The organism is Candidatus Sodalis sp. SoCistrobi (assembly GCF_900143145.1).
Taxonomy (GTDB): Bacteria; Pseudomonadota; Gammaproteobacteria; order Enterobacterales; family Enterobacteriaceae; genus SoCistrobi.
In genome coordinates this window covers 1-17,595 of sequence record NZ_FRDB01000008.1, presented here as the reverse complement: position 1 = coordinate 17,595, position 17,595 = coordinate 1, and the positions used below count along the sequence as shown (strand labels likewise).

14 protein-coding genes, 2 tRNA genes and 4 pseudogenes are annotated in these 17,595 nt (G+C 55.7%); 10 read left to right on the top strand and 10 right to left on the bottom strand.

Translation table 11 applies throughout. The features are described from left to right. Positions 1 to 515: 515 nt before the first annotated feature. The 3 genes and pseudogenes from CINSTRO3249_RS01465 to CINSTRO3249_RS01455 all read right to left on the bottom strand — a co-directional run bounded on the left by CINSTRO3249_RS01465 (position 516) and on the right by CINSTRO3249_RS01455 (position 2,222). Positions 516 to 592: transfer RNA gene (locus tag CINSTRO3249_RS01465), tRNA-Val, on the bottom strand. Between the two features lie 8 nt (positions 593 to 600). After that, positions 601 to 677, bottom strand: a tRNA-Val gene (locus CINSTRO3249_RS01460). 158 nt (positions 678 to 835) lie between these two features. Beyond that, a pseudogene (locus tag CINSTRO3249_RS01455) lies at positions 836 to 2,222 on the bottom strand (MATE family efflux transporter). 237 nt (positions 2,223 to 2,459) lie between these two features. Here CINSTRO3249_RS01455 and CINSTRO3249_RS01450 point away from each other — a divergent pair. After that, positions 2,460 to 3,077, top strand: a complete 618-nt coding sequence (locus CINSTRO3249_RS01450; RefSeq protein WP_074011871.1) for a riboflavin synthase subunit alpha — start codon at positions 2,460 to 2,462, stop codon at positions 3,075 to 3,077. 78 nt (positions 3,078 to 3,155) lie between these two features. Here the strand turns inward: CINSTRO3249_RS01450 and cfa are convergent. Together cfa and purR are read right to left on the bottom strand one after the other, a co-directional pair. Further along, positions 3,156 to 4,309, bottom strand: a pseudogene (cfa, locus tag CINSTRO3249_RS01445) (cyclopropane fatty acyl phospholipid synthase). 476 nt (positions 4,310 to 4,785) lie between these two features. Then, complete coding sequence (purR, locus tag CINSTRO3249_RS01440) at positions 4,786 to 5,805, bottom strand: HTH-type transcriptional repressor PurR (protein WP_074011870.1); 1,020 nt, start codon at positions 5,803 to 5,805, stop codon at positions 4,786 to 4,788. Positions 5,806 to 6,025: 220 nt separating this feature from the next. On the opposite strand from purR, the gene CINSTRO3249_RS17065 reads away from it, so the two are divergent. Continuing rightward, positions 6,026 to 6,115 carry a cytochrome bd-I oxidase subunit CydH gene (locus tag CINSTRO3249_RS17065; RefSeq protein ID WP_174249712.1) on the top strand — a complete coding sequence of 30 codons (90 nt, stop codon included), beginning with the start codon at positions 6,026 to 6,028 and terminating at the stop codon, positions 6,113 to 6,115. 76 nt (positions 6,116 to 6,191) lie between these two features. On the opposite strand, the pseudogene CINSTRO3249_RS01430 reads toward CINSTRO3249_RS17065, so the two are convergent. Beyond that, positions 6,192 to 7,092 (bottom strand): annotated as a pseudogene (locus CINSTRO3249_RS01430) (NlpC/P60 family protein); the annotation flags it as partial. Positions 7,093 to 7,484: 392 nt separating this feature from the next. Here CINSTRO3249_RS01430 and CINSTRO3249_RS01425 point away from each other — a divergent pair. Then, positions 7,485 to 7,835 carry a Grx4 family monothiol glutaredoxin gene (locus CINSTRO3249_RS01425; protein WP_074011867.1) on the top strand — a complete coding sequence of 117 codons (351 nt, stop codon included), beginning with the start codon at positions 7,485 to 7,487 and terminating at the stop codon, positions 7,833 to 7,835. A 148-nt stretch (positions 7,836 to 7,983) separates the two neighbouring features. Here CINSTRO3249_RS01425 and rnt read toward each other — a convergent pair whose 3' ends face one another. After that, positions 7,984 to 8,685 carry a ribonuclease T gene (gene rnt / locus CINSTRO3249_RS01420; RefSeq protein WP_074011866.1) on the bottom strand — a complete coding sequence of 234 codons (702 nt, stop codon included), beginning with the start codon at positions 8,683 to 8,685 and terminating at the stop codon, positions 7,984 to 7,986. A gap of 129 nt (positions 8,686 to 8,814) precedes the next feature. Beyond that, positions 8,815 to 9,222, bottom strand: coding sequence for a lactoylglutathione lyase (gene gloA, locus CINSTRO3249_RS01415; protein ID WP_074011883.1), 408 nt, complete (start codon positions 9,220 to 9,222; stop codon positions 8,815 to 8,817). 179 nt (positions 9,223 to 9,401) lie between these two features. Between gloA and CINSTRO3249_RS01410 the strand changes: the two genes are divergently transcribed. Continuing rightward, positions 9,402 to 9,650 carry a DUF1289 domain-containing protein gene (locus CINSTRO3249_RS01410; RefSeq protein ID WP_074011865.1) on the top strand — a complete coding sequence of 83 codons (249 nt, stop codon included), beginning with the start codon at positions 9,402 to 9,404 and terminating at the stop codon, positions 9,648 to 9,650. Between the two features lie 1,253 nt (positions 9,651 to 10,903). Then, positions 10,904 to 11,338 (top strand): transcriptional regulator SlyA, encoded by a 435-nt coding sequence (gene slyA, locus CINSTRO3249_RS01405; RefSeq protein WP_074011882.1) that lies wholly within the window; start codon positions 10,904 to 10,906, stop codon positions 11,336 to 11,338. Positions 11,339 to 11,433: 95 nt separating this feature from the next. Here the strand turns inward: slyA and slyB are convergent, their stop codons facing one another. Further along, positions 11,434 to 11,901 carry an outer membrane lipoprotein SlyB gene (gene slyB / locus CINSTRO3249_RS01400; protein ID WP_074011864.1) on the bottom strand — a complete coding sequence of 156 codons (468 nt, stop codon included), beginning with the start codon at positions 11,899 to 11,901 and terminating at the stop codon, positions 11,434 to 11,436. 326 nt (positions 11,902 to 12,227) lie between these two features. On the opposite strand from slyB, the gene anmK reads away from it, so the two are divergent. The 5 genes from anmK to pdxY all read left to right on the top strand — a co-directional run bounded on the left by anmK (position 12,228) and on the right by pdxY (position 16,792). Further along, entirely contained in the window at positions 12,228 to 13,352 is a 1,125-nt protein-coding gene (gene anmK, locus CINSTRO3249_RS01395) for an anhydro-N-acetylmuramic acid kinase (RefSeq protein WP_074011863.1), read from the top strand. A 74-nt stretch (positions 13,353 to 13,426) separates the two neighbouring features. Beyond that, positions 13,427 to 13,753, top strand: a complete 327-nt coding sequence (locus CINSTRO3249_RS01390; protein ID WP_125933089.1) for an MliC family protein — start codon at positions 13,427 to 13,429, stop codon at positions 13,751 to 13,753. Between the two features lie 61 nt (positions 13,754 to 13,814). Beyond that, on the top strand, positions 13,815 to 14,459 hold the full coding sequence (pdxH, locus tag CINSTRO3249_RS01385) for a pyridoxamine 5'-phosphate oxidase (protein WP_074011880.1): 645 nt from the start codon (positions 13,815 to 13,817) through the stop codon (positions 14,457 to 14,459). Positions 14,460 to 14,574: 115 nt separating this feature from the next. Further along, positions 14,575 to 15,849, top strand: coding sequence for a tyrosine--tRNA ligase (gene tyrS, locus CINSTRO3249_RS01380; RefSeq protein WP_074011879.1), 1,275 nt, complete (start codon positions 14,575 to 14,577; stop codon positions 15,847 to 15,849). 79 nt (positions 15,850 to 15,928) lie between these two features. Beyond that, positions 15,929 to 16,792 (top strand): pyridoxal kinase PdxY, encoded by an 864-nt coding sequence (gene pdxY, locus CINSTRO3249_RS01375; RefSeq protein WP_074011862.1) that lies wholly within the window; start codon positions 15,929 to 15,931, stop codon positions 16,790 to 16,792. Between the two features lie 96 nt (positions 16,793 to 16,888). On the opposite strand, the pseudogene CINSTRO3249_RS01370 reads toward pdxY, so the two are convergent. Continuing rightward, positions 16,889 to 17,464: pseudogene (locus tag CINSTRO3249_RS01370) on the bottom strand (oligopeptide:H+ symporter); the annotation flags it as partial. Positions 17,465 to 17,595 lie beyond the last annotated feature (131 nt).

Here is a 17,595-nt window from a genome sequence, read left to right as displayed (position 1 = left end):
CTATAAGTTGTGATGGATGAGAAAGCTGGTGCATCGCCGGACCAGGCCCGCGATGAAAAAAAAAGCCGCTTGTTAAACCTGCGGTCCATGTTAAAGGATAGGTGACAACGCTCAAAACGTAAGGAAAAAAAGGTGAACGGCTCAAGCCAATGAAGCCGATATGCGCCGTAGGGCAATACTGTTTTTATGGCTGTAAGACAAATCAATCGGCGCGAACCATTCAATTGAAATAACGTTTTGCATTATAGTTATTGGCCGGCGGGAAACATAGTAAAAACTGGACAATTAATGCGTTAGCACAAAAAAAAGCGTAATTGTGTCAATTTTGCCACCGATCGTCGCATTTTAGCGAGGCCTTAGCGCCAGCTCATCGTACGCCTGAACTCTGCCAAACAGGGGGTCCCTGGCGCGTCGATGGCGATAGCCACACCCGCCAACCAAGGGTCGGTGCGTAACCAGCGCGTGATAACGGTAGCCTGAAATGCAATAGCAGCGGGAAAGGGTGCGATTATGATTGGTGCGTCCGAGTGGACTCGAACCACCGACCCCCACCATGTCAAGGTGGTGCTCTAACCAACTGAGCTACGGACGCACAAAGAATGGTGCGTTCTAATGGACTCGAACCATCGACCCCCACCATGTCAAGGTGGTGCTCTAACCAACTGAGCTAAGAACGCATTTTGTTGCCTGCTGCCAGTGCGGCAGCGGGACGAATATTAACGGGCTCTATCACGCCTTGCAAGGGGAAAACGCGTTTTTTCGCCCCGACGCCGCTTGATTGTCGAGGGAATGTGCATTAAGCCGGCTTTTTCACCGCTCAAGGCACATTTCGCCCTCAACGCGCCGCCCGATGCAAAATCCGCGCGGGCGTCTGGTGCTGCAGCCAGCGCATGCGGCACATCATTAGAATGGCGGCCGAGGTAAGACCGATAATAAAACCGACCCAAAATCCACTGGGCCCCATGGCGGGACGCAGCCAATCCGTCAGCGCCAGCACATAACCGCAGGGCAGGCCGAGCAGCCAGTAGGCGGTAAAGGTGATAAAGAAGATCGAACGGGTATCCTTGTAGCCGCGCAGCACGCCGTTACCAATCACCTGGATAGAATCGGAGATCTGATAGATGGCCGCCAGCAGCATCAAATGCGAGGCCATGGTCACCACCGCCGGCGTATCGTTGTATAAAAGGGCAATACGCTCACGCAACAGGCTGGTAAACAGCGCGGTGCAGCAAGCCAGCGTGACGCCTATCATCAGGCTGGACCAGGCGCTGACCCGCGCCTGCTCAACGTCACCTTGTCCCAGGCGATACCCGATACGGATGGTGGCCGCCACCCCAATCGACAGCGGTAGCACAAACATTAGCGAACTGAAGTTAAGCGCGATTTGGTGGCCGGCAACGGCAACAATACCCAATGGCGCGACCAACAGCGCCACCAGGGCGAACAAGGTCACCTCGAAAAATAGCGCCAGCGCCAGCGCCACCGGTAAACCCAGCGTAAACAGCCGCTTTAGCGCTACCGGGTCGGGTTTTTGCCACCCGCCCGTCAGGCGCAAATCGCGAAACGTGCTGGCCCGGCGCGTATAGGCGCGCAGCAGCAGAAACATTATCCAGTAAACCGAGGCGGTCGCGACGCCGCAGCCAACGCCGCCCAGCGCCGGCATGCCCAGCTTGCCGTGGATAAAGACATAGTTGATGGGAATATTGCTCATCAGGCCGATGAAGCCTATTACCATGCCCGGTTTAGTGCGGGAAAGCCTTTCGCATTGGCAGCGTAGCACCTGAAAGAACAAGTAACCGGGCGGCCCCCCACAGCAAACAGCGCAAAAACGCCACCGCTTTCTCCGCCAGCTTCGGCTCGACGCTGTGCATATGGTCGATGACCAGATGGCTGTTATACAGCAACACCATGGTGACCAGCGAGACGCCGAGCGCCAGCCAGAAGCCCTGGCGAATTTGGTGGGCAATCCGGTCCCGGCGCCCGGAACCGTTAAGCTGGGCAATGACCGGCGTCAGCGCCAGCAGCAGACCGTGACCAAATAAAATCACCGGTAGCCAGATGGAGGTTCCCACCGCCACCGCCACCGCGGCCATATCGGTGGCGCTTACCGAGCCGGACATGATGGTATCCACCACGCCCATTGCCGTTTGTGACACCTGGGCGAAAATGACCGGGAGGGCGAGAGCCAGCAAGATACGCGCTTCCTTAACATAATTTTGCACGCAAACACCTTTCTTTCGTTTGACAAAAATTTCTTTATTAGCGGAAACCCTGACGTATTTACCTGGCAGGATCCTTTTAGCGGAATAGTGTAAAGCATTTCGTCGGCGAAGATAGCAGGAAAACGACGTGATATGCGGGATATGCCTTCTATTGCACCGTGTCAGTATTTGGAATTCGTCATATTATGGGGCAAACTGAGCGCCATAACGTTTGGGGTTGCCAGATGAGGAGAGCGCATGTTTACCGGGATTGTTCAGGCCACCGTGCCCATTACCGCGATTGAAGAAAAAGACCATTTTCGCACCCATTATGTCCGCCTGCCGGCGGCGCTGTTGCCGGATTTGGCTATTGGCGCCTCGGTGGCGCATAATGGCTGCTGTCTGACGGTTACCGGGATAACCGGCGATGTGGTGAGTTTCGATCTGATGAAAGAAACCCTCAGACTGACCAATTTGGGCCAGCTCATGATGGGCGATGAAGTCAATGTGGAACGGGCGGCAAGCCTGCAGGCGGAAATTGGCGGTCACTTGATGTCCGGGCATATTATCTGCACTGCCGAACTCAGCAAAATCGTCACCACGGAAAATAACCGCCAGATTTGGTTCAGCATGCCGGATCGGGCGTTGATGAAGTATATCCTGCATAAAGGCTATATCGGCGTCGACGGTATCAGCCTGACGGTTGGCGAAGTGACGGGCAACCGCTTTTGCGTGCATCTCATACCTGAAACGTTGTTGCGCACCACCCTCGGCAAGAAACGGCTTGGCGATAGCGTCAATATCGAAATCGACCCGCAGACGCAGGCGATTGTTGATACCGTGGAGCGGGTATTGGCGGCGCGCGAACGCGCCTGATACCGATGGGCGCATAAAACGCAGATGTAGGGGCAGGTGTGCGCCGATGGGGACCGGCGCACAGGTTGGTGCGAGACGTTAACGCGCGACGCGCAAGCCGCCTTCCGCCCCTTGGGGGCTGAACAACACCTGCCAAAGTTGAATATTGCGGGCGCGGAAGGGGCCCCTGCGCAGGCTTGAAGGTAGTAAGCAAACATACGGTAGAAACGCTCGGAGTAATTGCCCTGCAACGCAGGCCAGGCGGCAATAAAGCGTTCCAGCCAGGCCATCAGCGTGCGGTCATAATCCGCGCCGAAGTTATGCCAGTCTTCCATGACAAAATGCGGCTCGCTGGCAGCGGCGATATGCCGGACGGAGGGCAGGCAGCCATTCGGGAAAATATATTTGTTAATCCACGGATCAACATTCATGTCGGTTTTATTGGCGCCAATAGTGTGCAATAAAAACAGCCCGTCGGGTTTCAGATTACGGGCAACCACATCAAAATAGGTGTGGTAATTTTTAGGCCCTACGTGCTCAAACATCCCCACCGAGACAATGCGATCGAATTGCAAATCCAAATCGCGATAATCCTGCAGCAAAATAGTGACATCCTGTCCTTCACAGCGCTTTTGCGCCAGTTTTTGCTGTTCGGCTGAAATAGTGACGCCGTGAACTTTGACGCCGTAATGCTGTGCCGCATAGTGCGCCAGGCCGCCCCAGCCGCAGCCAACGTCGAGCAGCGACATGCCGGGCTGGAGTTGCAGTTTCTGGCAGATCATCTCAAGTTTATTTTGCTGGGCCTGCGCCAGCGTGTCGGCATGAGGCCAATAACCGCAAGAATATTGCATAAACGGATCGAGCATCAATGAGAAAAGGTCATTGCCTAAATCATAATGTTCTTTGCCGACAATCCAGGCCCGTTTACGGGATTGGAGATTGGTCAGGCGCGCTGCGGCAACGCGCAGGGTATCTTTAAGATGATGGGGAAGCTTATTTTCCAGCCCGCTTCGCAAAACCCGCTGGAAAAACATATCCAACCGTTCGCATTCCCACCAGCCATCCATATAACTTTCACCTAAGCCCAACGAACCGTCCTGTAACACGCGCTTAAAAAAATCCGGATTGTTGACGCGAATATCAAATGGACGCGATCCATTGATTTCAATGTCGGCCTCAGCGAGTAATTCATGGACAATGCGATACCAAGCGTTATCTTGAAAGCTCAGGTCTTCAACACACGAGGAACTCATAGCTTCTCCATCACCTTTCTTCTGAAAATATCTCGTCAGGAAGAGCCAGGCGCTGCCTGCGAGCTTTTATAAGAATCCACGGTAACCGTGGTGTCTGATACAAAATTAACAGAGGAATAGAAACTCAGAATGGCTGTTAAACCGGCTGCTTTGCCCGAAAAAAACAGGCATGAGTAAACATCATGTCCCTAAAAGCAAAATGAAGTGAAATCTCGTTATAATTGTTAACGTAATTGAGTATAAGCCTGCATCCGGCTTTAGACAACTCCAAAAACAGGATTAGGGATAAGTGCCTAACTCAATGATAACTATTGGAAATAGTCACCCCTCTCACAGAGTTTATTAGCCTAAAGAGTTATTATTCACGCAGGCAGTGGGGGCCATCGGCAGCGGTAAGCTTTGCAGGCAATGGCGGGCGCCGTTCGCAAGTCCCCCGTTGGGCACGGGGACTTGCCGCGAACGGCGGCGGTGGGAAACTAGCGGGAGCGGTAAGGGCCGTCGGCCACCGAGCTGCGCTCCACCAATGTCGGGTGGACTTCGATGGTCTGCGCCGCCTCACGCTTGTTGATTATCCTATCGAGCAGCATGGTCAGCGCAGACTCCCCCAACACCGCCTTGGGCTGATCAACGGTGGTAAGCGCCGGGGTGAAATAACGCGAGTGGCTGACATTATCGTAGCCGATGAGCGAAATATCGTGCGGTACGCGCAACCCTTGCTCGTGAATCGCACACAAAGCGCCCATCGCCATCTCATCGCCGCCGCAGAATATCGCGCTGGGACGGTGGCGCTGAGCAAGAATAGATTGCATGGCGCGATAACCGGAAGACGGCTCGAAATCGCCCTGAACGATCCACGCCTCGTTAGGGGTAATCCCGGCCTCCTTGAGGGCATGGAGATAGCCGCGGTGGCGTCCGCCGCCGGTATTGCGCGCCAGCTGGCCGGGAATGGCGCCGATATCCCGATGTCCGCGCTGGAGCAAATAGTGGGTAGCCATATAGCCGCCGGCAAAGGCATTGTCGATAATGGTATCGGTAAAATCCCCGTGCACCTCGCCCCAATCCATGACAACCATGGGAATGTGGCGATACTCTTCCAGCAGCGACAGCAGCGTCGCGGGGTATTCAGCGCACATCACCAGTAACCCGTCGACCCGCTTTTGCGCCAGCATTTGGAAATAGGCCTGCTGTTTTGACGCTTCGTTATGGGAATTGCACAGGATCAAGGTGTAGCCCTTGGCGAAACACTGATGTTCGATGGCTTCGATTATCTCGGCAAAATAGGGGGCTTCGCTGGTGCTGGCCAGCAGGCCGATGGATTTGGTGCGGTTGACTTTCAAACTGCGCGCCACCGCGCTGGGGGAATAGTTAAGCTGTTTGATGGCATCCCAAACGGCGCGTTTGGTGTCCGGCGCCACGAAGCGGGTTTTGTTAATTACATGCGAAACCGTGGTCGTTGATACCCCCGCGCGTTTGGCTACATCTTTAATGGTTGCCATGTCTAAACTACTCCTGGATCCCCCGGCAGCAGGGTAAAATGCTAAGTGAATCGTTTGCCTGCCAACAAAAGGCAATTTTCCTCGATTTGCCGATAAAGTGAAAGCGTTAAATGCGTTCTCCCACCGGCGGGACATGCTTTTCGGCCTCATGTGTGGCAAGATGAGGGTCGAATCAATACCAGGTCAACCACCGGACGCCAAAGCGTTAAAAGGAAATGTTATGAGTCGCGATTTAGCCTTGTCGTTACTGACTACCGTCTTCTCGCTGTTGGTCATTGTGATTTTCAGCTTCACCGCCGTACTGAACTGATCGCGTAAGCGGTGAGTCCGGCGCTGTGCCGGGACGTACTCAGGCGGTAAAAAGGGCGCTCACGCCCTTTTTGATAGCTAATACGGATGTCACGCCCGGTGCGAGGCGACTGAATGAACCGGCCATTGCCCAGATAGACACCCACATGATCCGCCGTGCCGCGGTTGCGGATACGGAAAAAGACCAGATCGCCGCTTTCCAGTTCGCTTTTTTTCACCGGCGCTGCGTCCCGCAGATGGTACATTTCATTCGCGGTGCGCAGTAGCGGCACGCGGATCAAATCTTTATAGGCATACATAAATCAGACCGCTGCAATCAAAACCGGTGGTCGGCGATTTACCGCCCCAGCGATAGGGCTTACCCACCTGCGACATTAATTTTGCCATCGCCGTCAATTTGGCGTGCTGATAGCGCACCTTATGGCTTTCGCTCATGCGTAAGGGTTGCCCATTAGCTGCGATGGCGGCGGTTTGGCCAGCCACGCCGCCGCGATGACGGCCGTAGCGCTTTTTCTCACCGGTACGGGAAGCCAGGCTGTGCGTCACGCGCGCGCTGACAGGCGGTTGGCGGGAAGCGGTGGTTTTGCTTTTAGCCACCTTGGCGGCTTTGGTATTGACGGCGGCGGTCTTTGCCGTCTTGGTGCGCGGGCTGGCGGCGGTCTTGTCAACGGGATGAGACGCTTTAGCCGCGGTTTTGACGGCGGCACGTGGGGCTGCGGCAGGCGTTTTGGCAGCGACGGCTTTACGCGGTTTGGCGGCGTCGGTTTTCGCCTCGGGATGACGCAGAGGTTCGCTTTCCGCGCTGCGGGTCTTTTTCAGCAGCTTGACGGGTTTGCGCTTGCGCCGATCGTCGGTTTTGGCCGAGCTGGCCTGTGATTTACGTTGATCGGCATTCACTCCCGCATTCGGCGCGGCGTGCGCAAGATTGAGAAAGAGCTGGGTAAACAGCAGCACAAAAAGCGTAAAGCATAAACGCATGATAAACGCTATCCTCTGTGGCCCAAAGTCGGGGGGAAAATGACGACTCCGCTGAATTTAAGCTATTTGTGGGCCTAATGCATCCGTATTTTCATACAGAGTGTGAATAAACGTGAATAACAGCGCATTTGTCGGGTTTTTGCGCGAGGCTCGTCGTAAAAAGCAACGCCTTTACAACTCCTTAACTGCCCTAGACGCAAAAGGGTGTTATTGCCAGGGGGCGCGAGACTAAGAAGGCGGGCGGGCTTGCGCCGGGCCGGCTGAAGACGGCAGGCGCGGCAAACTTAAAAAAAGCATTTAAATCTTTCCCCGAGAATCGTTAGAATAGTGAATTACGTCAGATACGATGCACGATAAATAAAAGCCAGCCACTGGCTTAAGGAAGCGAGACAATGACTACGACTATCGAAAAAATTCAGCAACAGATCGCCGAGAATCCGATTCTCCTGTACATGAAAGGCTCGCCAAAATTACCGGGCTGCGGTTTTTCCGCCCAGGCGGTTCAGGCGCTGTCCGCCTGCGGCGAGCGTTTCGCCTATGTTGATGTGCTGACCAATCCGGATATTCGTGCTGAACTGCCGAAATTCGCCAATTGGCCGACCTTCCCGCAGCTGTGGGTGGATGGTGAACTTATCGGCGGCTGCGACATCATTATCGAGATGTATCAGCGCGGCGAACTACAGCCGCTCATTAAGGAAACCGCGGTAAAATACAATTCGCAAACGGATAATGCTCAGCAATAAGTTACTGTTGGCAGACGGATAGCGCGCTGAAGTTTGTTTGTTATGCTCCGTCTGGCGCTGGCGACGCGGCGGGGTTTCACCCTGGCCTAAAAGACCACCCGAAGCAGAGCGGGTGGTTTTTTTGTGCATACGTCGCCGAGCTGGATATTTACCGGTCGATAATGGGGGTGGTACCATCCTGCTCGGCAACGGTTTCTTCTTCATTATCAGGGACAGGCATCGCCACCGGCCAACCGCCCAGACGTTTCCAGCGGTTGACCAATTCACAAAACAGCGTCGCGGTACGTTCGGTGTCGTACAGCGCAGAATGCGCTTCGCCGCTGTCAAAGGCGATGCCGGCCGCGGCGCAGGCTTTCGCCAACACGGTCTGGCCAAGCACCAGCCCGCTCAGCGCCGCCGTATCAAAGGTGGCAAAGGGATGGAAAGGGTTGCGTTTCAAACTCGCGCGCGAGGCGGCAGCCATCAGGAAGCCATGATCGAAAGCGGCGTTATGGGCGACGATGATGGCGCGGTTGCAGTCTTGATCTTTAATCCCTTTACGCACCATTTTGAAAATTTCATGCAGGGCCTCATACTCGCTAACCGCGCCGCGCAAGGGGTTGTGCGGGTCGATACCGTTAAAGGCCAGCGCTTCCGGCTGCAGTAGCGCGCCGGGAAAGGGATCGACATGGAAGTGCAAGGTATTGTCGGCGTGCAGCCAACCATCGTCATCCATCTTCAAGGTCACGGCGGCAATTTCCAGCAGGGCATCGGTCCCGGCATTAAACCCCGCGGTTTCCACATCAATGACAACTGGATAAAAACCGCGAAAGCGGGCGCGGAGGGTATTTATAGTGTCTAGTTCAGCCATGCCTGTTCTTATGTTCAGCGAATTCAGCCGCCATTATGGCAAATTTTGGTACGTCTTGCATGGCGAGTTATGTCGCCGTGGCGGGGGGAAACGACCGTGAACCCGCAGGCTACGGCCGTGCCAACAAGGCTAATTGCCGACGCCTTGACCGGCGTGTTTGTTCTCAATCAGTTCAATTTTGTAACCATCGGGATCTTCGATAAAGGCAATGATGGTACTACCGCCTTTTACCGGCCCGGCTTCGCGGGTGACTTTACCCCCGGCCTGACGAATACGTTCACAGGCGGCCGCCGCATTATCTACCCCCAGGGCGATATGACCATAGGCGCTGCCTAGGTCGTAGCTGTCCACGCCCCAGTTATAGGTCAGCTCGATAACCGCGCCTTCACTCTCGTCGGTGTAGCCGACGAACGCCAGGGTATATTTGTATTCTGGATTTTCGCTGGTGCGCAGGAGTCGCATTTCAAGCGTTTTGGTGTAAAAATCAATGGCGCGTTGCAAATCGCCTACCCGTAGCATGGTATGTAATAAACGCATAATGTCCTCGTGAGCCATCACGGTCGGTATGGCCGTGTTAAGTGAAGAACCCCCAGTATAGCCTGCGGGGTAAAACCGGTTCAATGCCGCCCATTAGCACAGAATGTCGCACCGCTGGGTAAAAAATAACTTGCCAGCGGGGAAAATGCCGTCTTCACTTTAGAGGCAGAGGAGGTCATGTGGCGGAACAACTTGAATTTTTCAGCCTGCCCAACCCTTGCCGCGGCGTATGCCAATCGGATGCCCGGGGCTATTGTCGCGGTTGCCTGCGCAGCCGGGACGAACGTTTTCAGTGGGGCGGGATGAACGACAGTCAAAAGCGGGAAGTGCTGCGGCTTTGCCACCAGCGCTATCTGCGGCTGCGCCGCGCCGCCGCCGCGGGGGGTGACGTTTTGCCGGACGAGCCGGAACAGCCCTCGTTGTTTTAACCGCGGTGATGCCGGGCCTCGCGCCTGGTGCCGGTCCCCCGCAGTGCTTCGCGGCAAGCCGAATGCGTTTTCCTGGTTAAGCGCCCTTGAGCTTGTGGTTAAGTTTGCCGCCGCTATCGGGTGTAGCATAGCCAGCGGGGGGCATCATGATTAACGTAATACTGAAGGCTGGCTGCCGCCGTAAACGAGGTATCCCCTTGCGTGGGCCGCCGCCGTAAACGAGGTATTCCCTCGAGTGGGCTGCCACCGTAAACGAGGCAATCCCTCGAGTGGGCCGCCGGCGTGAATGAGGCAATCCCCGGACGTCGGCCATGGGCGGTCGCGTCGTCTGGCGCCGGCGGCGCGGGCGTGAACGAGGCAATCCTGAGGGGTGATCGCCGGGGTGAATAAGGCAAGACCTTGACGGTATGCCGCCGCCGTAAACGAGGCAATCCCTCGAGTGGGCCGCCGGGGTGAATGAGGCAATCCGCGGACGTTGGCCATGGGCGGTCGCGTCGTCTGGCGTCGGCGCGCTGGCTTAACAAAACGGCAGCCGGCGATGCCCGTGCGATGAATGAGGGTAAACCACGGAATATCACTGTCCGAAATAGAACCTAACGCGAAGCGATAATAAATGGCTTTCAGCCCGGTGCGCTATGGATAATCTTTCGTCATCGGGCGACAATAGCCAGGCGGGAGGAGTATTTTCCTGAAAAGAGAAAACATTTTAACGGCGGGGAAATAACGTCATAATTTGGTGACAATTAGCTAAAAAATAGCCATGAAACTGTGGTTTTTTCTTCATAATAATTTCTAATGCATTAAATGGTTATTTATATATTTAAATTACAATATGCTACTGGATACATGGGATATTGATATTTGTTATATCTTCATTTAACTTAAATTAACAATAAACTACGTATGTGGCAATAATAGTGTTACAGTTATGAATAAACCGTCCGGCCCGTCAGCGTGAAAGCCGGCTGCGTTGGCTTCTGCGGGGAGACCTTGATGTCTGCCAGCGCGTTAAAACCACAAGGGAATCAGTGGGGGCAGAACGCCGCGTTTCCTGGCGCGATCGGGAGTTTACGTCGCAAACGGCGCGTGTGCGTGACGTCCAATTTTTATTAAGGAAGAATATGACGCTTACATCGATCTCTACATAATGCTTAGGTTATGGGTATATATATTTGTAATTTGCTCATCCACCCATTAGGATGGAGGGGAATCCAGGGAGCAAGCTTAATCAGCTTAATTATAAGGAGAGAGAATTGGAATCGCCATTAGGATCAGATTTGGCGCGACTTGTTCGAGTATGGCGCGCTTTAATTGACCACCGTTTAAAGCCTTTAGAACTCACACAGACGCATTGGATCACTTTACATAATATTTGCCAGTTACCGCCAGAGCAGTCTCAGATTCAACTGGCGAAGGCTATCGGCATCGAACAGCCCTCGTTGGTGCGAACGCTGGATCAGCTCGAAGAGAAAGGGCTTATCACCCGGCATACCTGCGCCAATGACCGCCGGGCTAAGCGGATCAAACTGACCGAATCTGCTGAACCTATTATCAAAGAAGTGAACAATGTTATCGACAGCACTCGAGATGAAATTCTTAATGGCATTAGCCAGGAGGAGATTCAGTTGCTGAGCAATATGATTGCCAAACTGGAAAAGAATATTCTGGAGCTTTATAACAAGTCTTGATGCGTTACGTCCACGGCACTGACGTGAGCAAAAAAACCGGCCCCAGGGCCGGTTTTTTGTTACGCGCAAACCAGGCTGTTGTGCGCAATGGGGCGTTAGCGTGGGGATACGGTGATAGTGCGGCCGTTGCTGGCCAGCGCCACGCGCTGTCCAACGCTGAAACGGGTATTACCCTGTTTCTGGACCACCATGATGGTATTACCGTCGTCTTTACGCACTTCAAGCTCTACGCCCTGCGTCCGGTTCACCGCGCCCTCGACGCTTGAACCCGCTACGCCGCCGGCCACGGCGCCCGCCGCGGTTGCCAGGCTGCGCCCGCTGCCGCCGCCGACCGTATTCCCCAGGAATCCGCCCAGCACTGCGCCGCCGATAGCGCCGATGACGTTAGAGTCTTCACCGCCCTGAATTTGCACCGGACGTACCCCGACCAGGGTGCCGTAGGTCACGCTTTGAACCTGTTTGGCCTGAGAGGCGGAGTAAACATCACCGGACAGCGTGCTATTGTTGGCGCAACCTGCAAGCGTTATACCGGCCAGGGCCACCACGATCAAACGTTTCATCATAAAAAACTCCAGTTAACATGCCGTTCTGCGCGGCAATCCCGGACAGAAGCGGATAAACGGTTAAAACTTCATGCGCCGGTGTAGGGAATCGAAGTGCCCTGTAACGCGCAGAGACTACAGACAATTATATCGAAAAAAAGAGGAACTGCGAATAAACGAACTAAGATAGTTAGATAATTAAATCGTAATGATACTATGTGCATGGCGCATCACTGCCCAATGCGTAATAATCTGGCATTTTACGTGAATTCTCATGGCCTCCTGCCTTAAAGCTCGGTAAGTTACCCTTATTATGTCACATTCCCGTACAGGGGAGAGGGAGTGAAATGAGAACCGGCCGCTATATAGGCATCATGTCCGGCACCAGTCTGGACGGCATCGATGTGGTACTGGCAGCAATCGATGAGCACACCGTAGCGCAGCAGGCCCGCTACTGCCATCCTATGCCGCTTGCTATCAAACAGCAGATCCTGGCGATGTGCCAGGGGCAGGCGGTGACCCTATCGAGGTTCGGACAATTGGACACCCGACTCGGCATTTTGTTCGCCGAAGCGGTGCTAAGTTTACTGCAACAAACCGGCGTGGCGCCGCACGAGGTGACCGCCATCGCCTGTCATGGACAAACCGTCTGGCACGAACCGGAAGGGGACGCCCCCTGCACCCTGCAAATCGGCGATAATAACCGCATCGCCGCCATGACGGGGATAACCACCGTGGGCGATTTTCGCCGGCGGGATATGGCGCTGGGCGGGCAGGGGGCGCCGCTGGTGCCGGCATTTCATCACGCGCTGCTGGCGCATCCCCAAGAACGGCGGATGGTGTTGAACATCGGCGGCATCGCCAATTTGTCTCTGCTACTGCCGGGCCTGCCTGTCCGCGGCTTTGATACCGGACCCGGCAATATGCTGCTGGATGCCTGGACCTGGCGGCACCGTAAGGCGCCTTATGATCAGGACGGGCGCTGGGCCTGCAGCGGGCAAGTGCATCAGGGGCTGCTGCAACACCTGTTGGCGGATGACTATTTTCTGCGGCCGGCGCCGAAAAGTACCGGCAGGGAGTATTTCAATCTCGGCTGGCTGGAACGACAGCTCTCGCGCTTGGGGCCCATTCCCGCCGAGGATGTACAGGCAACGCTGGCGGAGCTGACCGCAAGCACAATCGCGCAGCAGGTGCTGTTGTGCGGCGGCTGTGAACATTTGCTGGTCTGCGGCGGCGGCGCGCGCAATCCGCTGGTCATGAATCGCCTGTCGGCGTTGCTGCCGGGCATTGAAGTCAGCCCCACCGATAAATTCGGCGTAAGCGGCGATGATATGGAGGCGCTGGCGTTCGCCTGGCTGGCATTTCGGACCTTATCCGGCTTGCCGGGTAATCTGCCTTCCGTTACCGGCGCCCGGGAAGAAACGCTGTTGGGGGCGATTTATCCGGTCATGCCCGCGGCGGGGAAGCTATAACCCCGGCCACAGCAGGACGCCAAAGATGGCGCGCCCGCCGGGGCGGTGTTTACATCATCACACAGGACCTAAACATGATACGCAACCCTATGATAATACTCTCTCTGACGCTGGCCGCCTCCGCCTGTAGCTATCATGGCGACCGTAGGGCACCCACGGAGACCTTACACTACCAATGCGGCACGCTGCCGCTGACCGTGACGCTGGACAGTGCCCGCGAGCGGGTAAACTTTATACTTGATGGTCAGCAGTTGAGTTTACCGCAGGTCGCCACCGCGTCTGGCGCCCGCTATAGTGATGGTCAATACAGCTTCTGGTCGAAGGGCGAGCGGGCATTTATCGAGCGGCAGGACAAAATTATCGTTGATGATTGCGTCATCCAAAGCGCTGCGGGTAAATGATTGAGATTTTCAGCGTCACGGCGCACAATAACGGCTTTTATTGCCGCCTTTTCAGCACATTATGACTGAACATTTAATCGATATTGCCGCCCTGCGCAGGGAATATACCCGGGGCGGACTCCGTCGAGCCGATTTGACGGCGGAGCCTATGGACTTGTTTGAGCAATGGCTGAAACAAGCCTGCGCCGCGCAGCTTCCCGATGCCACCGCCATGAGTGTGGGCACCGTGGATGAGAACGGCCAGCCGTACCAACGGCTGGTATTGTTAAAGCATTTTGACCAGCAGGGGATGGTGTTTTACACCAACCTTGGCAGCCGCAAAGCCACGCATCTGGCGCACAACCCGCGCATCAGCCTGCATTTTCCCTGGCACGCGCTGGAGCGCCAGGTGCTGGGCCGCGCGGAGCGGCTGTCGGTTATCGAGGTGATGAAGTACTTTCACAGCCGTCCCCGCGACAGCCAAATAGGCGCCTGGGTTTCGCGCCAGTCCAGCCGTATTTCCGCCCGCGGCGTGCTGGAAAGTAAATTCCTCGAGCTGAAACAGAAATTTGCCCAGGGCGAGGTGCCGCTGCCGAGTTTCTGGGGCGGTTACCGGGTGACCATCGATGCGATGGAGTTCTGGCAGGGCGGTGAACACCGGCTGCACGACAGATTTCTCTATCGACGCGAAAACGGCGCTTGGCACATTGACAGGCTGGCGCCGTAACTGCGCTGACCCACGGCGGCCTGATAGCGTTTTTTAAGGACGGGTGCCCGTGCCGGTCAACACCGGCGCGGGCCGTTGTGTCCTTTTTTTCTTTTCAATGATAATGGAGTTTTTGATGGCAAGCAGTAACCTGATACAACAATTGCAAGAGCGGGGCCTCATTGCCCAGGTCACGGATGAGAAGGCGCTGGCTGAACGGTTGGCGGCTGGGCCAATCGCGCTGTATTGCGGTTTCGATCCCACCGCCGACAGCTTGCATTTGGGGCATTTGGTGCCTTTGCTGTTCCTCAAACGTTTTCAACTGGCCGGTCATCGGCCGGTGGCCCTGGTGGGGGGCGCGACCGGTCTTATCGGCGATCCCAGCTTTAAAGCCACCGAGCGTAAACTCAATACCACCGAAACCGTTCAGGAATGGGTGGAGAAGATCAAACGTCAGGTATCGCCGTTCCTGGATTTTAACTGCGGCGACAACAGCGCCATCGCCGCCAACAACTACGACTGGTTTGGTTCGATGAACGTGCTGACGTTCCTGCGCGACATCGGTAAACACTTCTCCGTCAATCAAATGATCAACAAAGAGGCGGTAAAGCAGCGGCTGAACCGCGATGACAGCGGTATTTCGTTTACCGAGTTTTCTTATAATTTGCTGCAGGGTTACGATTTCGCCTGCCTGAATAAGCAATACGGCGTGGCGCTGCAGATCGGCGGCTCTGACCAGTGGGGCAATATTACCTCCGGCATCGATTTGACGCGCCGGCTGCATCAAAATACCGTTTACGGCCTGACGGTGCCGCTGATTAACAAAACCGACGGCACCAAATTCGGCAAGACCGAGGGCGGCGCGGTTTGGCTCGATCCCAGCAAGACCAGCCCATATAAGTTCTATCAGTTTTGGATCAATACCGCCGACAGCGACGTGTATCGTTTCTTGAAATTCTTCACTTTCCTCGAGCTTGCGGCGATCGACGCGCTGGAACAAGAGGATCGCGCCAGCGATAAAGCACCGCGCGCCCAGTATGTTCTGGCGGAAGAGGTGACCCGCATGGTGCATGGCGAGCAGGGGGTGGCGGCGGCGAAGCGTATCACCGCCAGTCTGTTTTCCGGCGCGTTGGCGGATTTGACCGAAGATGATTTCGCCCAGCTCGCCCAGGACGGCATGCCGACGGTTAGCCTGGAGCGCGGCGCGGATTTGCAGCAGGCGCTGGTGGTAGCGGAACTGGTACCGTCGCGCGGGCAGGCCCGGACCTTGATAAGCTCCAATGCGGTGGCCGTCAACGGCGAAAAGCAGGCGTCGGCAGACTATGTCTTTAATGATGCCGACAGGCTGTATGGCCGGTATACTCTGCTGCGCCGGGGCAAAAAACACTACTGCCTGCTCGATTGGCAATAGCGGGATTTTTGGCAGGGGGCCTCGGGCCCCTTTCTTATGTGTGACGGCCGCGAGCCGAAGGTGTGTAAGGCGATTTTTGATGAAGAATGTTCTCTCTATCCAGTCTCACGTGGTTTTCGGCCATGCGGGCAATAGCTCGGCGGTGTTTCCCATGCGCCGGATGGGCGTCAATGTCTGGCCGCTCAATACCGTACAGTTTTCTAACCACACCCAATATGGGCAGTGGACCGGCTGCGTGATGCCCGCCACACATCTGACCGAGATTGTCAAAGGCATAGCGGCAATCGATGGTCTAAAACGCTGTGACGCGGTGCTGAGCGGATATATCGGCGCACCGGAGCAGGGAGAGCATATTCTGGCAATCGTGCAACAGGTCAAGCAGGTGAACCCCGCCGCCCTTTACTTGCTGGATCCGGTGATGGGCGATCCTGATAAAGGCTGTATTGTCGCCCCGGGCGTGGCGGAATTCCACTGTAAAGCCGGTCTGCCGGCCGCCGATATCATTGCGCCGAATTTGCTTGAGCTGGAGCAGCTCAGCGGGCATCGCGTAAGCTCGGTGGACGAGGCGGTAGCTACCGCCCGTGAACTGATGCAACGCGGGCCGCGCATGGTGCTGGTGAAACATCTCAGCTATGCCGGGTATGATAGCCAAAGCTTCGAGATGTTGCTGGTGACCGCCGACGGGGCGTGGCACACCCGTCGCCCGCTGGTGGATTTCGGCGCCCGTCAGCCGGTGGGGGTTGGGGATCTCACCAGCGGCCTGCTGCTGGTCAATTTGCTGAAGGGTTTAAGCCCGCAGAAAGCGTTGGAACATGTCACCGCAGCGGTGTATGAGGTCATGAAGCAGACCAAGGAGGCCGGAGAATATGAACTGCAGGTGGTGGCGGCGCAAGACCAGATCGCACTGCCGCAGCATCATTTCCCGGCGTCACCGGCGATGTAGCGTCGCACAGGCTTCTGTGGCGGTGCGTTTAACCGTCTTTGCCAAAATGCCGGCCCCGTCAAGGGCCGGTTTTTGTTTGCGGCGCACGGCGGGCGCTTATTCGCCCTGCGTTACCGCGGTCATGTTATTTTGCACCGGTGGCGTCGCCTCGTCTGTGCGCGCCAGGCGGTTAAGCTTCGGCGCGAACACCAGCATTAGCACGGCGATGACCCCGGTGCAGATGCCTATCTGCAAAAACACGTGGCTATACACCTGCAGGGAGTGGTGCGCATCGCTCACATCCGACGGGACCGCGGACAAGTTGGCGAGAAAGCCAGCGATTATCGCCGCCGCAGCGGTGGTCAGGAACCAGGTGCCCATGATAAACCCCATTAACCGCTGAGGTACCAGCTGCGCCACCATGGCCAGACCCAGGCCGGAAATCATTAATTCACCGATGCTTTGCAATGCATAGCTGAGAATGAGCCAGTAGATCGAAACGATGCCGGCATCGCTGGCGAAACGTGCACCCAGCGGCAGCACCAGGAAGGCCAACGAACACAGCACCATGCCAATGGCGAACTTGAACGGCATCGGCAGCCTGTCGCCCAGGCGATTATAGCCCGCCGCCAGCAACGGGCTGGCAAGCATAATCCAAAAAGGGTTCAACGCCTGAAACTGCTCCGGCTCAAATTGCTGAATCACCCCGGATAAATTAGAGTCTATACTTTAAAAGTGGAGGTCTCTATGACAACGACCAAACGTTACTCTCCGGAAGTCCGTGAACGGGCAGTTAATCTAGTGCTGGAAACTCAGCATGAGCA

Bases quoted from the DNA above. Each gene is read 5' to 3' on its own strand.
- CINSTRO3249_RS01450 (WP_074011871.1), top strand. From the start codon at position 2,460: ATGTTTACCGGGATTGTTCAGGCCACCGTGCCCATTACCGCGATTGAA.
- purR (WP_074011870.1), bottom strand. From the start codon at position 5,805: ATGGCAACCATTAAAGATGTAGCCAAACGCGCGGGGGTATCAACGACC.
- CINSTRO3249_RS17065 (WP_174249712.1), top strand. From the start codon at position 6,026: ATGAGTCGCGATTTAGCCTTGTCGTTACTGACTACCGTCTTCTCGCTG.
- CINSTRO3249_RS01425 (WP_074011867.1), top strand. From the start codon at position 7,485: ATGACTACGACTATCGAAAAAATTCAGCAACAGATCGCCGAGAATCCG.
- rnt (WP_074011866.1), bottom strand. From the start codon at position 8,685: ATGGCTGAACTAGACACTATAAATACCCTCCGCGCCCGCTTTCGCGGT.
- gloA (WP_074011883.1), bottom strand. From the start codon at position 9,222: ATGCGTTTATTACATACCATGCTACGGGTAGGCGATTTGCAACGCGCC.
- slyB (WP_074011864.1), bottom strand. From the start codon at position 11,901: ATGATGAAACGTTTGATCGTGGTGGCCCTGGCCGGTATAACGCTTGCA.
- anmK (WP_074011863.1), top strand. From the start codon at position 12,228: ATGAGAACCGGCCGCTATATAGGCATCATGTCCGGCACCAGTCTGGAC.
- CINSTRO3249_RS01390 (WP_125933089.1), top strand. From the start codon at position 13,427: ATGATACGCAACCCTATGATAATACTCTCTCTGACGCTGGCCGCCTCC.
- pdxH (WP_074011880.1), top strand. From the start codon at position 13,815: ATGACTGAACATTTAATCGATATTGCCGCCCTGCGCAGGGAATATACC.
- tyrS (WP_074011879.1), top strand. From the start codon at position 14,575: ATGGCAAGCAGTAACCTGATACAACAATTGCAAGAGCGGGGCCTCATT.
- pdxY (WP_074011862.1), top strand. From the start codon at position 15,929: ATGAAGAATGTTCTCTCTATCCAGTCTCACGTGGTTTTCGGCCATGCG.